17 protein-coding genes are annotated in these 18,514 nt (G+C 64.9%); 4 read left to right on the top strand and 13 right to left on the bottom strand.

Annotated elements, in window-relative coordinates:
- Positions 1 to 96 precede the first annotated feature (96 nt).
- The gene (locus tag AAFG07_RS29365; protein WP_249131235.1) at positions 97 to 774 is read left to right on the top strand and encodes a potassium channel family protein; all 678 of its coding nucleotides are present in this window, start codon (positions 97 to 99) and stop codon (positions 772 to 774) included.
- An 86-nt stretch (positions 775 to 860) separates the two neighbouring features.
- On the opposite strand, the gene AAFG07_RS29370 is transcribed toward AAFG07_RS29365, so the two are convergent.
- From AAFG07_RS29370 to AAFG07_RS29415, 10 genes are all read right to left on the bottom strand, one after another.
- Entirely contained in the window at positions 861 to 2,006 is a 1,146-nt protein-coding gene (locus tag AAFG07_RS29370; RefSeq protein ID WP_342723258.1) for an alpha-hydroxy acid oxidase, read from the bottom strand.
- 113 nt (positions 2,007 to 2,119) lie between these two features.
- On the bottom strand, positions 2,120 to 2,983 hold the full coding sequence (locus AAFG07_RS29375; RefSeq protein WP_342723259.1) for a sugar phosphate isomerase/epimerase family protein: 864 nt from the start codon (positions 2,981 to 2,983) through the stop codon (positions 2,120 to 2,122).
- On the bottom strand, positions 2,983 to 4,176 hold the full coding sequence (locus AAFG07_RS29380; RefSeq protein ID WP_342723260.1) for a dihydrodipicolinate synthase family protein: 1,194 nt from the start codon (positions 4,174 to 4,176) through the stop codon (positions 2,983 to 2,985). The genes AAFG07_RS29375 and AAFG07_RS29380 overlap by 1 nt, the downstream gene beginning before the upstream one ends.
- Before the next feature lie 14 nt (positions 4,177 to 4,190).
- Positions 4,191 to 5,342, bottom strand: a complete 1,152-nt coding sequence (locus AAFG07_RS29385; RefSeq protein WP_342723261.1) for a Gfo/Idh/MocA family oxidoreductase — start codon at positions 5,340 to 5,342, stop codon at positions 4,191 to 4,193.
- Entirely contained in the window at positions 5,339 to 6,742 is a 1,404-nt protein-coding gene (locus tag AAFG07_RS29390) for a hypothetical protein (protein WP_342723262.1), read from the bottom strand. The genes AAFG07_RS29385 and AAFG07_RS29390 overlap by 4 nt, the downstream gene beginning before the upstream one ends.
- A gap of 14 nt (positions 6,743 to 6,756) precedes the next feature.
- Entirely contained in the window at positions 6,757 to 7,605 is an 849-nt protein-coding gene (locus AAFG07_RS29395) for an ABC transporter ATP-binding protein (RefSeq protein ID WP_342723263.1), read from the bottom strand.
- A gap of 163 nt (positions 7,606 to 7,768) precedes the next feature.
- Positions 7,769 to 8,677 (bottom strand): ABC transporter substrate-binding protein, encoded by a 909-nt coding sequence (locus AAFG07_RS29400; RefSeq protein ID WP_342729273.1) that lies wholly within the window; start codon positions 8,675 to 8,677, stop codon positions 7,769 to 7,771.
- A 149-nt stretch (positions 8,678 to 8,826) separates the two neighbouring features.
- Positions 8,827 to 9,636, bottom strand: coding sequence for an ABC transporter permease (locus AAFG07_RS29405; RefSeq protein ID WP_342723264.1), 810 nt, complete (start codon positions 9,634 to 9,636; stop codon positions 8,827 to 8,829).
- A gap of 360 nt (positions 9,637 to 9,996) precedes the next feature.
- Positions 9,997 to 10,653 carry a TetR/AcrR family transcriptional regulator gene (locus AAFG07_RS29410; protein WP_342723265.1) on the bottom strand — a complete coding sequence of 219 codons (657 nt, stop codon included), beginning with the start codon at positions 10,651 to 10,653 and terminating at the stop codon, positions 9,997 to 9,999.
- Between the two features lie 330 nt (positions 10,654 to 10,983).
- Positions 10,984 to 11,844 carry a VOC family protein gene (locus AAFG07_RS29415; protein ID WP_342723266.1) on the bottom strand — a complete coding sequence of 287 codons (861 nt, stop codon included), beginning with the start codon at positions 11,842 to 11,844 and terminating at the stop codon, positions 10,984 to 10,986.
- 222 nt (positions 11,845 to 12,066) lie between these two features.
- Between AAFG07_RS29415 and AAFG07_RS29420 the strand changes: the two genes are divergently transcribed.
- Entirely contained in the window at positions 12,067 to 12,960 is an 894-nt protein-coding gene (locus AAFG07_RS29420) for a sugar kinase (RefSeq protein ID WP_342723267.1), read from the top strand.
- Between the two features lie 27 nt (positions 12,961 to 12,987).
- Entirely contained in the window at positions 12,988 to 13,923 is a 936-nt protein-coding gene (gene rbsK / locus AAFG07_RS29425; protein ID WP_342723268.1) for a ribokinase, read from the top strand.
- Positions 13,924 to 14,022: 99 nt separating this feature from the next.
- Here rbsK and AAFG07_RS29430 read toward each other — a convergent pair whose 3' ends face one another.
- The gene (locus AAFG07_RS29430) at positions 14,023 to 15,240 is read right to left on the bottom strand and encodes an FAD-dependent oxidoreductase (RefSeq protein WP_342723269.1); all 1,218 of its coding nucleotides are present in this window, start codon (positions 15,238 to 15,240) and stop codon (positions 14,023 to 14,025) included.
- Positions 15,241 to 15,500: 260 nt separating this feature from the next.
- Here AAFG07_RS29430 and AAFG07_RS29435 point away from each other — a divergent pair, with 260 nt between their 5' ends.
- Positions 15,501 to 16,292, top strand: a complete 792-nt coding sequence (locus AAFG07_RS29435; protein WP_342723270.1) for an enoyl-CoA hydratase/isomerase family protein — start codon at positions 15,501 to 15,503, stop codon at positions 16,290 to 16,292.
- A 180-nt stretch (positions 16,293 to 16,472) separates the two neighbouring features.
- Here the strand turns inward: AAFG07_RS29435 and AAFG07_RS29440 are convergent, their stop codons facing one another.
- Both AAFG07_RS29440 and AAFG07_RS29445 read right to left on the bottom strand, forming a co-directional pair.
- The gene (locus tag AAFG07_RS29440) at positions 16,473 to 17,813 is read right to left on the bottom strand and encodes a TRAP transporter large permease (protein ID WP_342723271.1); all 1,341 of its coding nucleotides are present in this window, start codon (positions 17,811 to 17,813) and stop codon (positions 16,473 to 16,475) included.
- Entirely contained in the window at positions 17,810 to 18,394 is a 585-nt protein-coding gene (locus tag AAFG07_RS29445; protein WP_342723272.1) for a TRAP transporter small permease, read from the bottom strand. Before AAFG07_RS29445 ends, AAFG07_RS29440 begins: the two co-directional genes overlap by 4 nt.
- Between the last annotated feature and the right edge of the window lie 120 nt (positions 18,395 to 18,514).

Consider the following 18,514-nt stretch of genomic DNA (forward strand, 5'->3'; position numbering starts at 1 on the left):
GTCCCCATCTTGCCTTTGCGGCCGCCGCGCAGCAATGTCTGGCACCAGCATGCTGATGCGATGCCGAATAACGGGGCGGGAATGAAGCGCGGTTGGATGAGGACTGGCGAGCTACGCGAACGCTGGGGCGATTCCTTGCTGACCGTGCTCACCATCCTGATCCTTGTGATGATGTTCGTGGTGGCGCCCCTGCAGGCGCTCGGCCTGTTCGAATTCCAGATTTTCGAGCTGTTTCTAGCGCTGTTCCTGGTCGGCGGCGTATTCCTGATGTCGGGCAGCGCAATTGCGGTCACCGCGATGCTGGTTGCACTCGCCATGATCGTCACGGGCGGCATCTTGCGGCTGCGCTCGCCCTCGATCCTCGACCTCAATCTGTTCGCGGGCTCGTGGCTGATCGTCGGCATCACCCTGGCCGTGACGGTGGCTCGTGCGACATTTGCGCCAGGCCGCGTGACCTATCACCGCGTGGTCGGCGCCGTCTTGCTCTATCTCTCCGTTGCCGTGATCTTCTCGGCGCTCTACACCTTCATCGGCACGCTGCTGCCGAAGGCCTTTTCCGGGATGAAGATGGAGGACAGCCCCGCGCTGGCGAACGAGCTGATCTATTTCAGCTTCATGACGCTGACGACCACGGGCTATGGCGACGTCGCTCCGCTGCATCCGATCGCACGCAGCCTATGCAATCTCGAGGCGATCTTCGGCCAGCTCTATCCCGCAACGCTGCTGGCGCGACTCGTGACGCTGGAGATCACGCACAGCGATCAGGATTCCTAGAGCGCAGCGGCGATGACAGGATCGACCAAATTTGGTGCATGGCATCCCTTTACCCGGCCCGCGCGCCTATTTGAACGGCCGGGCGGCTATCTGAACCGCAGGTTTGCGCGGGAGAGCTGATTGATCGAGGAACACCCCATCAGCCGCATGTCCCGCACCAGCTCCGCCTGCAGCAGACCAAGCGCCCGCTCGACCCCGGCCTGGCCGGCCGACGCCAGCGGATAGAGATAGAAGCGCCCCAGGCCGACGGCCTTGGCGCCCAGCGACAGCGCCTTCAGCACATGGCTGCCCCGCTTGATGCCGCCGTCCATCATCACATCGATCCGGTCGCCCACGGCATCGACGATCTCGGCCAGCTGATCGAACGCTGCCCGCGAGCCGTCGAGCTGCCGGCCACCGTGATTGGACAGGATGATGCCGGTGCAGCCGATCTCGACCGCGCGTTTGGCATCATCGACCGACATGACGCCCTTCAGGCAGAACTGGCCATTCCACTGCCGGACCATTTGCGCGACATCGTCCCACGTCATCGCGGGATCGAGCATTTCCGTGAAATAGCGCCCGATCGACATCGCACCGCCGCTCATGTCGACATGCTCGTCGAGTTGCGGCAGCTTGAAGCTCTCATGCGTGACATAGTTGATGGCCCATGCCGGCTTGATGGCGAATTGCAGCATGCCGCCAAGCGTGAGCCTGAACGGAATCGAAAACCCGGTCCGCAGGTCACGCTCGCGGTTGCCGCCGGTGATGCTGTCGACGGTCAGCATCATCACATTGACGCCGGCCTGCTTGGCGCGCTGCATCATCGCCGTGTTCAGGCCTCGATCCCGATGGAAATAGAACTGATAGACCTGCGGCGTGTCGTACGCCTTGCGCAATTCCTCGAGGCTCACCGTGCCAAGCGAGGATACGCCGAACATCGTTCCGTATTTCGCCGCCGCCGCGGCGACGGCCCGCTCACCCTGATGATGAAACAGACGCTGCAGCGCGGTCGGCGAACAATAGAATGGCGTTGCCAGCTTCTGTCCCATCACGGTGACCGAGAGATCCACGTTCTCGACGCCGCGCAAGACATTGGGCACCAGGTCGCAGCGCTCGAAGCTCGCGGTGTTCTGCCGAAGCGTCGCCTCATCGTCCGCCCCGCCGTCGATATAGTCAAAGATCGGCCCCGGAAGCCGCCGCCTCGCCAGTTCGCGGAAGTCATGGAAATTGTGGCAATCGCTCAAGCGCATGTCGTGCTCCGAAGGTCGGACCGCGGAGTTCAACGGCCCCCAGTGCCCGTTCACACCCACAACCCCCGGAATAACGGGCACGCTTCGCCTTGTCCACCGAACCGGTGATTGGGTCAGACCACCGAGCGGTGCCGCTCGATGCAAGTGCGCAGCACCTCGTCCAGCGGCCGGCTCCACCAGTCATTCGAGAAGATCTCGATCTCCGAATAGCCGGCAAAGCCCTGCGCCTCGACCATCGCGCGCACGGATTTGATGTCGATGACCCCATCGCCCATCATGCCACGGTCATTGAGGATGTCCTTGGTCGGCACCAGCCAGTCGCAGACGTGGAACGCGAGCAGCCGATCCTTGCCGGCGCGCGCGATCTGGCTCTTGAGTTCGGGATCCCACCAGATGTGATAGACGTCGAGCGCGACGCCGATCGCGCCGGTGCGGCCGGGATCGAGCGCGTCGCAGATGTCGAGCGCGTGTTTCGTGGTGTTCACGCAGGCACGGTCGGCGGCATAGGCCGGATGCAGCGGCTCGATCGCGAGCGGCAGTTTTGCCTGTTTTGCATAGTCCAGCATCTCGGCGATGCCGTCATGCACCTGGTTGCGCGCCGCCGCGATATCCTTGGACGCCGTGCTGCCCGGCCGCGAATATTGCGGCAGGCCGCCAGCCACGAGCACGATGCAGGGAGCGCCGAGCGCCGCCGCCTCGTCGACCGAGCGGCGATTGTCGTCGCGCGCCTCGCTGCGATGCGCGCTGTCCGCGGTGAACATGCCGCCGCGGCAATAGCCTGAGAGATCGAGGCCGGCATCTTTCACTGCACGCACGGCGCGGTCGAGGCCGACGCTAGCGACCTGGTCGCGCCAGGGATCGATGGCGCGGATGCCATGGCGGGCGCAGGCCTCGATGATGGCGATGAGATCGCCCTGCTTGCGGACCGTCGCCGTGTTCAGCGACAGCCAGCGATGGTCGTTGGAAAAATCGCGCATCAGGCGTCGATACCGCGGGTGGCCATGATCGCCGCCATTCGGCGCGTCGCGAGCTCCGGATTGGCGAACAGCCCGGCTTGGTCGGCGAGCCGGAACAGCTCGGCCAGATGCAGGGTCGAGCGCGCGCTCTCCTGTCCGCCGACCATCGTGAAGTGATCCTGGTGCCCGTTGAGATAGGCCATGAACACGATGCCGGTCTTGTAGAAGCGGGTCGGCGCCTTGAAGATGTGGCGCGACAGCGGCACCGTCGGGCCCAGCACGTCGTGGAAGCCGGCCTCATCGCCCGCAGCCAGCCGCGACAGCGCGTAGGACGCCGCCGGCGCAATGGCGTCGAAGATGCCGAGCAGCGCGTGGGAGAAGCCCCGGTCGTCGCCGGCGATCAGCTCCGCATAGTTGAAGTCGTCGCCGGTGTACATCTTGACACGCGGATCGAGCCGCCGCCGCATGTCGATCTCGCGCTGCTTGTCGAGCAGCGAGACCTTGACGCCATCGACCTTGGCCGCATTGGCGTTGATGACCGCAACCGCAATGTCCATCGCCTTGTCGAGGTCGGCCGTGCCCCAGTAGCCAGACAGAGCCGGATCGAACATGTCGCCGAGCCAGTGGATGATGACGGGCTCGCGGACCTGCGACAGCACGCGGTCGTAGACCTTCGCGTAATCGTCCGCATTCCTGCCGAGCTTTGCCAGCGCGCGCGAGGCCATCAGGATGATGCGTCCACCGGCTTTCTCGACCGCTGCGATCTGCTCCTCATAGGCACGGATCACATCGTCGATCGACCTGGCGTCCTCCACCGCGAGATGGTCGGTGCCGGCGCCCGAGAACACCAGCGCATTGCCCTTTGCCTTCGCCGCTCTCACCGAGCGCTGGATCAATTCGAGCGAGGTCGCCCAGTCCAGCCCCATGCCACGCTGTGCGGTGTCCATCGCCTCGGCAACGCCAAGGCCGAGGTCCCAGACGTGTTCGCGGAACGCGATCGTCTTGTCCCAGTCGATCGCGGCCGTCAGCCAGGGATCGGCGTCGGCGCGCGGATCCGCCACCACATGGGCGGCCGAGAACGCGACACGATTGAGCGCGCCCGTGAGCTTCGCCGGAAAGGTCCGCGACGCCGCCAGGCGATAGGTTTCGAGGCCGCCATCGGCGGTCGGCAGCTTCAGCGATAGCGACGATATCGGCAGGATCGGTTTGTTCATGACAAAGCCCTTTCTCAGACCACGATCGGGGCGACGTCGATCCAGCGCCGCTCCTTCCAGCTCTTCAGCGCGCATTCGGCGAGTTGCACGCCCTTGGCGCCTTCGAGCAGGGTGTATTTGTAGGGCGCGTCCTCGCAGACATGGCGGATGAACATCTCCCACTGCTCCTTGAAGCCGTTGTCGTAGACGACGTTCTCGGGGAGCTTCTGCCAGTCGGCGTAGAAATCGTGCATGCGCTTCTCGTCCGGATTCCACACCGGCCGCGGCGTCGCCTGGCGCGCCTGGATCATGCAGTCGGTCAGGCCCGCCACCGCCGAGCCATGGGTGCCGTCGACCTGGAAGGTGACGAGGTCGTCGCGGTAGACCCGCGTCACCCAGCTCATGTTGATATGGGCGATCACGCCGCCCTTCAGCTTGAAGGTCGCATAGGCGGAATCGTCGGCGGTCGCCTGGTACTGCTTGCCCTTCTCGTCATAGCGCTCGGGGATATCTGTCGTCCCGATGCAGACCACGCTCTCGACCTCGCCGAACAAATTGTCGAGCACGTAGCGCCAGTGGCAGACCATATCCAGGATGATGCCGCCGCCATCCTCGGCGCGGTAGTTCCAGGACGGCCGCTGTGCGTCCTGCCAGCCGCCTTCGAATACCCAATAGCCGAATTCGCCGCGCACCGAGAGCATGCGGCCGAAGAAGCCGGAATCGCGCAGGAAGGCGAGCTTCTTCAGGCCCGGCAGGAACAGCTTGTCCTGCACCGTGCCGTGCTTGAGCCCCTTGGCATTGGCAAGCTTCACGACTGCAACGGCTTCCTCGAGATTGGTCGCGATCGGCTTCTCGCAATAGACATGCTTGCCGGCGTTGATCGCCTTGGTCAGCAGCGAGGGCCGCGCCTGGGTCGTGGCCGCGTCGAAGAACAGAGTGTCGCCCTTGTCGGCCAGCGCGCGATCGAGATCGGTGGTGTGGCGCTCGACGTTGAAGCGTTTTGCCAACGCAGCGACCTTCTCGGCATCGCGGCCGACCAGGATCGGATCGGGCATGATGCGGTCGCCGTTCGCGAGCTGCACGCCGCCCTGCTCGCGGATCGCAACGATCGAGCGGATCAGATGCTGGTTGAGACCCATCCGGCCCGTAATGCCGTTCATGATCAGGCCGAGGCGTTTGGTCGTCATGCTGTCTGCTCCTGCGAAGCGCTTGGTGTGGGCCGCTTGAGCGGCTGCATGGTGGACCAGTCCGGATGGATCGAACTGGCAAAGCCCGGCGCGGCGGCGATCGACCCCGTCAGGAGATCGCCGTCATGGATCGCGAGGCGGACCTTGCCGCCGGCGCGCGTGTAGAGATCGGGATGCGCGGTGAGAAAGGCGTCGGCCTCGTCGGCCGGGGTGTCGGCAAAGCCGTCGACATAATGATGTCCGTTGCGTTCGGCATGGGTGACGCCGATCAGGGCCCCGAGCGCGAGATCCTGCTGCACGCCGAGCCCGGCCTGACAGGTCAGGTCCTCGCCGCTGATGAAATACCGGCCATCCGCGCTCCATGTTGCCGCACGCGTCGCATTGATGATCGACTTGTAGATGCCCTTGCACGATTTCGAGGAGATGCCGCGATAGCCGAGCGCCCGCGCCTGCGGGAATGCATCGTAGCAATCGTCGGCCTCGTCGATAATGAAGCTGCGCGCGGCCAGTCCCCCGAGCGGCGAAGCTTTCGTGATATCGCGCGGCATCGGCTGCTCGATATAGAGCAGGTTTGCCGCGATCGGCTTAAGCGCCGCGTCATGGTCGAGGCGGTGGACCAGCGCGTTCAGTGCGGCAAGGTCGGCATACTGCTCGTTGGCGTCGAGCGTGACCTTGGTGGCGTAAGGCAGCCTTGCGAGCTCGCTGCCGATCCGCGCCAGCCGCGCCGCGTCATGGGCAGGATCGCCGTTCAGCTTGAGCTTGAAATAGCGCGCACCGGCATTCTCGCCTGCGTCGGCGACACCGCCCTCGCCCTCAACCTTATCGTCCATCCCGACCGTATGCCTGACGGCGACGCGATCGAGCCGCTTGCGGGTCGAGAGGAATTGCGCGATAGCCGCGTCGTCGATATCCGGCGTCAGTCGCGCGTCGATTTCGGCGATATTGCCGGTCATGCCATCAAAGAAATTCGCGCCTGCGACACGCAGCAGCGCATCGAGGATCGCCTTGTCGATCTCGGCCGGGCCAAAGGCGGCGGCGAGCGGTGGAATATCTTCTGCAGCGCAGGCCGCAACCTGCGGGCCGATACACAAGGCGTGCAAGCCGAACGCGGTCTCGAAACTCCGGTTCGCCAGATAGAGCTCGCGGGCAATCGCAAGCGAGCGGCGAAGGCCGTCAAGCGACTGCGCTTCCGTCAGATGCAGCCGCTTGTCGAACCATTTCGGCGCCAGCATTTCGGCACTGGCACCGGTCGCCCGGCCCTTGCCCTCCACCTCGATCTCGACCCGCACGAACAGCTGCGTCGACGCGGTGATCGTCACCGCGCCGAAACGGAACGGCCGGGCGAACACCAGCGGCCGTTCGAAGAAGGCGATATCGTTGACTTTGAGACGAAGCGGCATTGGAGACTCGGGTGTTAATCCAGCGGCCCCTGCGTGAAGAAATGCTTCCGGATCCGCTGCACCAGCTCGGTGAAGACGGGATCGGACATCGTCTCAAGCGAGCGCGGCCGCGGCATCGGCACGTCGTAGATCGCGGCGATCGCGCCGGGCCGCTCGGTCATCACGAGAACGCGGTCGGCGAGGAACACGGCTTCGGGGATCGAGTGCGTGATCAACAGAACCGTCTTGCCGGTCTCGCGCTGGATCCGCATCAGCTCGACATTCATCCGCTCGCGCGTCATGGCGTCGAGCGCGCCGAACGGCTCGTCCATCAGCATGATCTTGGGATCATGCACCAGCGCGCGGCAGATCGAGGCGCGCTGCTGCATGCCGCCGGACAGCTGCCAGGGCAGCTTCTTCTCGAAACCCTCGAGCCCGACCAGCTTCAGCAGTGCCTTGGCGCGGGCGAGATATTTGTCCCGCGGCAGCTCCTTCATGTCGATCGGCAGCATCACGTTGGAGAGGATGTTGCGCCACGGCAGCAGCAGCGCGTTCTGGAATACGATGCCGACATTGCCGTGCGGCTTCGTCACCGGCTCGCCGTCGACCAGCACCTCGCCGGTGGTCGGCGGCAGCAGGCCGGAGATCATCTTGAGGAGCGTGGACTTGCCGCAGCCGGAGGGCCCGACCACGACAAAGAACTCGCCGTCATTAATGGTGAAGTCGAGCGGCCGCAGCGACGGCACATCGCCGTCGCGCGATCGGTAGGTCTTCGATACGCCGGAGAGCTGGATGCCCGGCGTGGCGCCAGCGGCGCGATCCGAGACCAGGCGCAGACGCGCGGCGGGCTGGTTGACATCGACTGGTTTGGTTGCAGGATTCATCGCAGCCCTCTCCACCCGTCGTCCCTGCGCAAGCAGGGACCCATACTCCGTGTCCTCTGGTTCGGGCACACGGGTAGAGACCTTCCGCACCAATCAACTCCGGTGGTTATGGGTCCCTGCTCCGTGCGCAACAGCGCACTCGGCAGGGACGACAGTCGGTGGTTCACGAGTCACCCTTCGGCAGATAGTCGTTGGTGTAGAACGCCTTCGGATTGGCCTTGGCCTTGGCGTCGAGGCCGCCATATTCGACCATCAGATTGACCGACTCGGTCATGTTCTGGTCGGTGACCTGGAACGGCCGCTTGGCCTTGGTCTCCGCCGTGCGATAGAGCGGGATCGTCAGCTCAAAACCCTGCGTCAGCGTGTCGATCTTGCCACCCTTCGGGTTGGCGTCGAGGATCGACTGCGCGGCTGCCTTCGGCTCTTTCTCCGCGGCTTCCACCGCCTTGGTGGTCGCCGACATGAAGCGGCGGACGAGGTCGGCGTTGGCCTTCACATAGTCGGAGTTCGCGATGATGCCCGACGACACCATGTTGATGCCGTAGTCGGCGAACTTGATCGGGTAGACGTCCTTGCCGGTAGCGTCCTTGATCTTCATCGACTGGTCCATGACGTAGCCGAGCAAGAGATCGGCCTGGCCGTTGATGACGGCGTTGAGCTTGGTCTGGCCGTCGCCGGCGACGGTCTGGAAGTCGCTCTCCTTGAGGCCGGTCTTCTTCAGGAACAGCGGCCAGATCTGCGTCATCGAATCCGCCGGCGTGATCGCGACCGTCTTGCCCTTGATGTCCTCGGGCTTCCTGATGTTCTTGTCGACGAGGCCCATCGCCGACATCGGGCTGGTCTGCAGCAGCACGCCGGTGGCGATGACCGGCGCGCCCTTCACCGCGGCGCGCATCATCGTGGGCACGTCGACATAGCCGAAATCGGCGGTCTTGGCCGCCACCGCCTGCGTGGTCGCGGCCGAGCCGCGGCCTTCCTGGATCTCGAGGTCGATGCCCTCAGTGGCATAGATGCCCTTGGCTTTGCCATAATAGAACGGCGCGTGCTCGCCATAGACGTACCAGTTCAGCATCAGCACGACCTTGTCGGCCGCGGACACGGGTGCCACCGCAAGCGCGGTCCAGGCCAGCGCGGCGCCGGCGACCGCAATCAAACGCTTCATGGTTGTTCTCCCTTTATTGTACCGCGGCCCTTGTCTGGGCCGCTTGTCCGGTTGCTGCGCTAGGACGCGAAGATGATGTCGTCGCGCTGGCTGACGTGCCAGGGGATCACCAGCCGCTCGATGCGGTCGACGATCCAGAACAGGATGACGCCGAGCAGCGCCAGGATCACCAGCGCGGCGAACATCGTCGGCAGGTCGAAGGTGCCGATCGAGCGCTGCATCACGTAGCCGATGCCGGAATTGGAGCCGACGAACTCGCCGACCACCGCGCCGACCACGGCGAGCGTCACCGAGACCTTCAGGCCGGAGAAGATCGCAGGCATCGCATGCGGCAGGTTGACCGCGCAGAACACCTTGAAGCGGCTGCCCTGCATCGCGCGCGCCAAATCAACCATGTCGGGATCGACCGACTTGAAGCCCTGCACGGCCGACACCACCACGGGGAAGAAGCCGAGCAGGAACGCGGAGATCACCTTGGGGATGATGCCGAAGCCGAACCACACCACGAACAGCGGCGCGATCGCGATCTTCGGCACCGATTGGGAGAACACCAAGAGCGGATAGACGTAGCTCTCGACCGTCCTCGAGCCCGCGATCAGCATCGCTGTGGGAATGCCGAACAGCGCCGAGAGCAGGAAACCGCAGATCGTCGCATAGGTGGTCGGCCAGGACTGCCGCAGCAGCTCCGGCCAGTCGCTCCACAGCACCGCGACGACGTCGCCGGGCGACGGGATCTGATAGGCCGGGATGTGGAACAGGCGGATCGCGAGGTCCCAGGCCACCACGATGACCACCAGGAACAGGAACGGACGCACCCACGCCGCATTCAGCACCTTCGACACGCCCGAAGGGCTCTTTGCCTCCGCCACGTCACGCTCCCTTGCAGTCTCTGTTGTTCATCCAGAAATTAACCCGTTGGATAAATACTGTCCAGCCCCTCGCACCCAGCAAAATCGCGCCGAAGCACGCTACTTTCGTCAGGCGAGATTTCTTGATGGTCCGTAGCCCGGATGCAGCGCAGCGAAATCCGGGACCGCATTGTCCGCGGATACAGCTCCCCGGATTGCGCTACGCTCCATCCGGGCTACAGGCTATCGCTTTGCGGAACGATCTCGCGAAGGGACTGCTGTAGCCCGGATGAGCGCAGCGATATCCGGGGAAAATCCGCCCGCGCGGATGGTCTGTCCCGGATATCGCTTCGCTCATCCGGGCTACGGGGCCACCGGCGTTCACACCACCCGGTGTTCCGCCGCGCGCCGCGGCGGCATCGCGCTGCCAAACGCTGCGGTAGACTTGCCGGTCAGCGCCGCCAGCACCAGCGCGGTCATGTGCTCGAGCCGCTCGTCGCGGGCGTCCTTCTTGAGCAGGTCGCGGCCGAAGATCACGCTCAGCGTGGCGCTGTTGGAGAGATAGAAGAACGCCAGCCCGGCGATCGAGATATAGAGCTGCACCGGATCGACCGTGTCGCGGAAATCGCCGCTCTCGACCCCGCGCGTCACCACGGTGCGTATCATCTCGACAAAGGGCGAGTGCATCGACTTGACCTTGGTCGAGCGCTTCAGGTGCTTTGCCTTGGCGAGGTTTTCCGTGTTCAGCAGCGCCAGGAACTCGGGATTGCGCAGAAAATAGTTCCACGTGAAGTCGATCAGGCGCCCGATCGCCTCGGGCGGGTCGAGGTGCTCGAGATCGAGCGTGCGCTCCTCGGCGCGGATCTTCTCGTAGGCGCCCTCCAGCACCTCGAGATAGAGATCCTCCTTGTTGCCGACGTGGTAATACAGCATGCGCTTGTTGGCGTCGGCATTGGCCGCGATGCGGTCGACCCGCGCGCCGGCGAGGCCATGGGCGGCGAATTCCTGCTTGGCCGCCTCGAGAATCCGCAGCCGCATCCCCTGGGGGTCACGCTGCCATCTCTGTATCCGCTTTGCTTTGGCCAAATCGATCGCCCGTGATGCTGGATTAATGAATGTAGCATGACGCGCGCCGTTTGAGAACGAATGTTGTCGTGACGGCCATGCGGGAATATTTCTCGCAGCTGCGACGGCCCCGCCCCTCGTCATTCCGGGGCTCGCGAAGCGAGAACCCGGAATCCATTCATCTACGGAGCATGTGGCGCGATGGATTCCGGGTTCGTGCTGCGCACGCCCGGAATGACGGAAAACTCAAGACATGTGCTCCGCCACGCCCGCTGTCGTGACGACGCGCGCATGGAACGCGGCCTAGTCTGGCTTTCCCTGCGAGGGCTGCACCAGAAGCGTCGGCACGCCGCACGTGCCGTTGCGCACCGTCATCACGCGCGTGCCGGGCTTGCGGCCGGTGCGTATCTCCGAGGCGTCGACGCCAGCGGCAATCAGCCGCGCGCGGGTGGCATCGATATCAGTGACGCGCCAGCAGATGCCGCGCAGCCGATCCGGCGCGTCCGTCTCCGCCTTGTTGTTTTCCTTGGCCGGCCGGTGCGTGACCTCGACCACGAGGTCGCCGCAACGGAAGAACATCAGCCGGCCCCACTCGGGATGCGACCGGTCCAGCGCCATGTCGAGCCCGAGCCGCGCGCCGTAGAGCGCCGCAGCACGTTCCGGGTCGGCGGTCGAGACCACCACATGATCCATCGCGGTGATCGAGGCCGGCGTGGTGCGCACCGACAGCGGCCGCTCCTGCTCTCGCTCCAGGAAGAACATGCGCACACCCCGTGTCGCATCGGTCGCCGCGCGCGTCCGCTTCCACGATAGCGTGGCGCCGCTGGTCTCGTCGCGGCTCTCGACCTCGGCGACGGGCTCGGGCTTGAGGGTCAGCCGCTCGAGCCTGCGGTGTGTCCTGGCGATATCGCTGGTGCGGAAGCAGAGGCTCGCAAGTCCCTCGCCTTGCGTGACGAGCGCGCTGCGGACGCGCTGGGCGGCATCGTCATCGCCGCGCGGCGCCATCAATTCCAGCGTCGTGTTGTCGAGCGTGAACAGCACGCGGTCGGCGCCGTCGCCGCTGTTGCGCCAGGCCGGCGCCCTCGCGAACAGCGTCTCATAGGCGGCGCTGGCGGCAGCAATGTCGCTGGTGAGGACGACGACATGATCGAGACCGGTAATCATGGCTTTGGCCTCCCCGAATCTGCCGTCATTATGCTTCTCCTTACGAATCCCGGAACCGCGGCCTGCCGCCGGCCGTTATGCCGCATACCAGAACAGGCCGGCACATCCATCATCTCTACCTGTAAACCAAGCAGGGATGCGAATAATTTCAGCGATACCGGCCGATCAGCGGTGCTAGTCTGATCGTCGGCCGGGACCACACCAAGCGATCACGGGAAGCGAATGCAGGCTCTCTTCATTGGACAGACCTATATCGACGTCACCTTCATCACGGATCACATGCCTGTCGGCGACGAGAAGCACGTTGCGGACGCCTATGCGGTGTCGTTCGGCGGCAACGCGGTGACCGCGGCGTTCTGCTGCGCCAAGCTCGGCGTCGAGCCGGACCTGATCGCCACCATGGCCAATGACTGGCTGGGACGGATGTTCTGGGACATGGCCGACAGGTACGGCATCTCGTTCCATCCGCGCAAGGTGAACTCCTCCTCGCTGTCCTTCATCATGCCCAACGACGGCAAGCGCGCCATTGTCCGCTGCCGCGACGACCAGCACATCCATCCCTTTCCGCTGCTGAACATCAAGGGCTGCCGCGCGCTGCATATCGACGGCCACCAGCCGGACGCCGCGATCCATTACGCAAAGCTCTGCCGTGAGGACGGTATCCTGACCTCGCTCGACGGCGGCGGCCTGCGCACCAACACCCACGAGCTGCTCGCGTTCATCGACGTCGCGATCGTCGCCGAACGGCTGTGCGAGCAGATGGACAAGACGCCGGAGCAGATGCTCGACTATCTCAAGAGCCGCGGCTGCCGGGTCGGCGGCATCACCATGGGTGAGCGCGGCCTGCTCTGGTATGACGAGGCGGGCACGGTGCAAACGCTGCCGGCATTGCCGATTCCGCGCAAGCGCGTGATCGACACCAACGGCGCCGGCGACGTCTTCCACGGCGCCTACATCTATTCTTATCTCGCCAATCCCGGCAAAGTCTGGCATGAGCATTTCGAGTTCGCGCGCGCAGCGTCGACCTACAAAATCCAGAAGCTCGGCAACGAGGCCGGCCTGCCGACGCTCGCCGACATCGCGGCGGTCAAGCAGGAGTTCGGCGCCGCAGTCTGACAGGACGGAATGGGGTTGGGGTTGGGCATGGGGCGCGTCTTCGTCGCCGGTAGCATCAATATGGACGTGGTGGCGACCGCCGAGCGCCATCCGCGGATCGGCGAAACCGTCGCCGGCGAGGCCGTGCTGTATTTTCCCGGCGGCAAGGGCGCCAACCAGGCGGTAGCGTCGGCCAAGCAGGGCGTGCCGACCACGCTGGTCGGCCGGCTCGGCACCGATGCGTTCGGCAAGGAGCTGAGAGCCTTCCTTGCCGCGCAAGGCGTCGATCTCTCCTTCGTCAAGGACACCGGCAGCGCGCATTCGGGCACGGCGATCATCACGCTCGCCAATGCCGACAACACGATCGTCGTCGTGCCGGGCGCCAACGGGCTGGTCGATGCCGATGATGTCGCGGCCCCCGTGCTTGCGAAAGGTGACGTCGCGGTCAGCCAGTTCGAGATCCCGCTGCCGACGATCGCCGCATTCTTCAGCCGCGCCCGCGCCGCTGGCGCCACCACGATCCTCAATCCGGCACCGGCCAAACCGGCCGACAAGGCGCTGCTCGATCTCGTCGATGTCCTGATCCTCAACGAGACCGAGCTTGGCCTGCTCACGGGAGCGGAGCTGCGCGACAGCGACGACCCATCGCGCTTCGCCGAAGCGGCACGGACCTTGGGGCTTGGCAAGACCGTCTGCGTCACGCTCGGCAAGCGCGGCGTGCTGGCGCTGGTCGAGGATCAACCGTTGCTCGTGCCCGGACGCGAGGTCAAGGCCGTCGACACCACAGGCGCCGGCGATTGCTTCGTCGGCGCCCTCGCCTCGCAGCTCGCCATCGGCAGGCCGCTCGGCGACGCGCTGGCCTACGCCAACATCGCCGCCTCGATCTGCGTGCAACGGATGGGGGCCGCGCCGTCGATGCCGACAGCGCAGGAGGTGGCCGCTATTCTCTCCCCGAGTCGTCCCGGCGAAAGCCGGGACCCATAACCACAATCTCAAATGTTGTGCGGCGCTGGAACGACTAGTCCCGTTCACTACACCCGCCGCGGAGTATGGGTCCCGGCCTTCGCCGGGACGACCAGGGGGTTAGGACAGCGCGCTCTTCAAATCAAAGCTCGCATCCGCCGCCTGCTCCGGTGTGATCGAGCCTCCAGCGCCGAGCAGTCGGCGGCCAAACATGTGATCGCCGGCGCGATTGACCGACTCGATGCCGAGCAGCCTGTCGCCGCGATAGCAGAACGCCGAGAACGCCCCCTGCGCACGGTCGCCGCGCACCACGACGCGGTCGTAGCCGGTGGTGAGACCTGCCATCTGCAGCTTGTCCGGGCCCTGGTCGCTCCAGAACCACGGCAGGCCGTCATAGACCTCGGCCTTGCCGGTCAGCCGCGACGCCACGCAGCGCGCATGGTCGGTCGCGTTCTGCACCGACTCGAGCCGCAGCGACCCGCCGAAGCGCTTGCTGGTGTAGAGCGCGCAATCGCCGATCGCGGAGATATTCGGATCGGCCGTCGAGAGGTGCTCGTCGACGATGATGCCCGATGCGACCGGCAGGCCGGCCTCCGCGGCGAGCTCGACATTCGGCAGCACGCCGACGCCGACCACGACAAGATCGGCCGGGATGTGCGTGCCGTTGCTCAGGCTGACGCCGGTGACCCTGGCGCCATCGGCCTCGATCGCCGTGACCTGCACCCCGAGGTGGATCCGGATGCCGGCCGCGCTGTGCCGCGACTGCGAGAACTCGGAGATCTCCGCGGTCACCGCGCGCGCCATCACGCGGGAAGCGAGCTCGACCACGTCGACCTCGAGGCCCTTGGCCCGCGCAGTGGCCGCGAATTCCAGCCCGATGAAGCCCGCGCCGATCACGACGACGCGCATGCCGGGTGCGAGCAAATCGCGCAGCGCCTGACTCTCGTCGAGGATACGCAGGTAGCGGACGGCGTCGAGCTTTGCGTTGGGAATATCGAGCAGCCGGTTCCGCGCACCGGTCGCGAACACCAGATGGCCGTAGTCGAGCGACGTGCCGGAGGCGAGCGCCACCTTCCGCGCATTGCGGTCGACCGCGTGGGCGCGATCGGTGATCAGCTCGATCTTGTTGTCCTGGTAGAACTTGTCGGGCCGGAACATCAGGGTTTCGGGCCCGCCGGTCCCCTTCAGATAGGCCTTCGACAAAGGCGGCCGCTGGTACGGCAAATGGCCCTCGTCATTGATCAGGGCGATGGGCTCGGCGAAGCCGGCCTGGCGCAGCGACGCCGCGAGTTGGAAGCCGGCATGTCCGGCGCCGACGATGATGACCGAGCCTGTCATCGGAACAACCCAAATACGCGCGAGCAGGAGTGACCCATGCCGTTTCCTCTTTGTCGATGTTAGCTTGCGTGCCCCGTCACCACAGCGCTCGTGTCTGCGTACCGAAGGCGCACGCTATTTGGCCCCATGGCTCGCGCTGATGCAAGGGGGTCCCGGGCAAATCTCGGCACCCGAAAGCAGCCCCGGGGCGCCGGGCCGGATTGCCACGGCTGCCGTCAAGGCCTTAAATGTCCGGAAATAACAAGCCCAAGGTCTTCAAAATGCCAGCACCCGCCTCCGCCAACGACCCCGCTTTGCTCCGCATCGACGGCGCCATTGCGACCATCACGCTGAACCGGCCGGCCGCGTTCAATGCGATCGACATGACGATCGCCAAAAGGCTCGAACAGCTCGGCGCCGAAGTCGAAGCCAACACGGACGTCCGCGTGCTGGTCATCGAGGGCGAAGGCCGCGCCTTCTGCGCCGGCGGCGATCTGCAAACCATCGGTGCTGCGACCGAAGCCAACAACATCGCGCCCGTGGTCGGCGAGATGCTGCACCACTATCACGCCTTCATCGAAACGGTGCGGCGGATGCCGAAGATCGTGCTGTCCAGCGTGCACGGGTCGGCGGCCGGCGCCGGCATGGGCCTCGCCTTCGTGACCGACCTGTGTATCGCCGCGGAGGATGCCCGCTTCACGCCCGCCTATGCCAAGATTGGCGTATCGCCCGACGGCGGCAGCACGGTCGGCATCGTCGGTACCGTCGGGACCCGTCGCGCGCTCCAGATCTTCCTTGCGGAGGATGGCTTCACCGCGCAGCAGGCCTATGAATGGGGACTGGTCGTCAAGACCGTCCCCGCGACCGAATTGAAGGCGGCCACCCGGCAGCTCGCCGAGCGCCTGGCGAAAAATCCGCCCGCCGCGATCGCCGGGACCAAGTCGCTGGTCTATCAGGCGGCAACCACGCCGACCAAGCAGCAGCTCGACGCCGAGGAACACAAGATCATCACGTCGATGCATACCGAGGATTTCCGCGTCGCCGTGAAGAAGTTCACCAGCAAGTCGAAGTAGCAACAACAGGTACGACTGCGTCACAGCCGCGCCACCTCACGTTGCGGGTCATTGCGAGGAGCGGCAGCGACGAAGCAATCCATTTCTCCACTTGCGGAGCGATGGATTGCTTCGCTTCGCTCGCAATGACGCGGATGGAGCAGTGCGTACTCCTCCCATAAGGGGCCTACCGCGGTAGGGCTAATTCGGGCAGATGTATCCGCCGCCGCCGGGCGCCTTGAAGCAGCCGACCGATTCCGGGATCACCTGCTTGGGCAGCCACAGCACGACCTTCGGAAAATAGATCGTGAAGCAGATCGTGACCAGGAACACGACGTAGATCGGCAGCGCCGCCCGCAGCGCTTTTGCAAAGCTGATGCCGACGAATTTCGAGGCCATCAGCAGCACGAGTCCGTACGGCGGCGTGATCAGGCCGAAGGCCAGTGTTGCGATCAGCACGACGCCCATATGCACGCCATTGATGTCGCCCGCCTGGGTCAGCGCGTTCACCAGCGGCATGAAGATGATGATGGTCGGCACCGGCTCGATGAAGTCGCCGACCACGGTGAACAGCAGCACCATCAGCAGCATGATGAGATGCGGATCGTTGCCCGCGATCGAGGTGATCCAGTCGGCGATGTAGATGGCGCCGCGCAGATAGGCGAGCATCCAGCCGAACGCGTTCGCGGCGCCGATCGTGATCAGCGGCAGCGAGAAGATCAGGCCGGCCAGGCAGAAGTCATATGGGATCTTTTTCAGGTGCCCGCGGTTGAGCGCCGGGATCACGACGATAATGATGTAGGCGACCGCGACCACGCCGGCCTCGGTCGGTGTGAACCAGCCGGTCAGGATGCCGCCGAGCAGGATCACCGGGATCATCAGCGGCAGCGCGGCGTCGCCGGCGGCGAAAGCGATCTGGCGAAGCGGCGCCCGCGGCTTGCGCAGGCCTGACGGCCCGAAGAAATAGCAATAGATCATCAGGCCGAAGCCGATCATCAGGCCGGGCACCACGCCCGCCATGAAGAGGCCGGCGATCGAGACGTTGCCGACCGCGCCATAGACCACGGCCGTGATGCTCGGCGGCACCAGCGCGGCGATCGTCGAGGCCGAGGCGATGATCGCGGCGATGAAGGCCGGCTCATAGCCCTCCCGCCGCATCGGCCCGCCGAGCGCCCTGCTCATGACAGCGACATCGGCGGTGGTCGAGCCCGACATTTCCGAGAAGAACATGCTGAACACGACGACGACCTGCGACAGCCCGCCCCTGATGTGACCGACCAGCGAGACCGACAGGTTTGCGATACGGACCACGACATTCGCCGAGCTCATGAGCTCGCCGACCAGCAGGAAGAACGGGATCGCCAGCAGCGCCTCGGAATCGACACCGTCAAAGATCTTCTGGATGATCGCGGCCAGCGACACATCCGACAGCGCCGCGCCGACGAACACGCCGGCCATCAGCGAGAACGGCACCGGCACGCCGAGATAACCGAAGAACAGGAAGCAGGACGACATCAACACCAGCACGACCGGTGCGCTCACGGCTGCACTCCCGTGGTCGCATTGGTATTGATCGCGGGAATCGCAAGATCCTCGTCCGGCGGCTCCGGATGCTCAAATCCGTTGCGGATGCCGTTGACGAGCTGCTCGACCGTGAACAGGCCGATCAGGATGCCGGACAGCGGAATCACCGCATAGAGCGAGGCGATCGGCGTGCCGGACGGCAGCCGGAAGCTGCCGAAGCCGCGAAGGTAATTTTGATAACCGTACCAGACCAGGCAAAAAGCAACGCCCAGCACCACCAGTCGGATGACGATCTCGACGACCAGCCGCGACCGGCCGTGCATCGCCTCCGACAGCGCGGTGAGATAGAGGTGATCGTTGCGCCTGGTCGCGACCGCGGCGCCGATGAAGATCGCGTAGATGAACAGCGTCGAGGTCACCTCCTGCAGCCACAGCCAGGGATGACCGACGGTGCGGGTGACGATGTCGGCGGTGACCGAGAGCGAGAAGCCGAAGCACAACAGGCCGCACAGCATCATCAGGATCAGCTCGAGCCGATCCAGCGCCCGCCATTTCAGATGCCGCTGCCGTTGCAGCACCAGTCTGTCGGCGATGGCCATGCCCGAAATTCCTCGTCGTCCCGGCGAAAGCCGGGACCCATAACCCCCGGTTCGAGTTGCTTGCAAAAAGTCGGCGACCTAATCGCTCAACCGATGGGCCGCAGCGTATTGGTGCCGGCC

The organism is Bradyrhizobium sp. B097 (assembly GCF_038957035.1).
Lineage (GTDB): Bacteria > Pseudomonadota > Alphaproteobacteria > Rhizobiales > Xanthobacteraceae > Bradyrhizobium.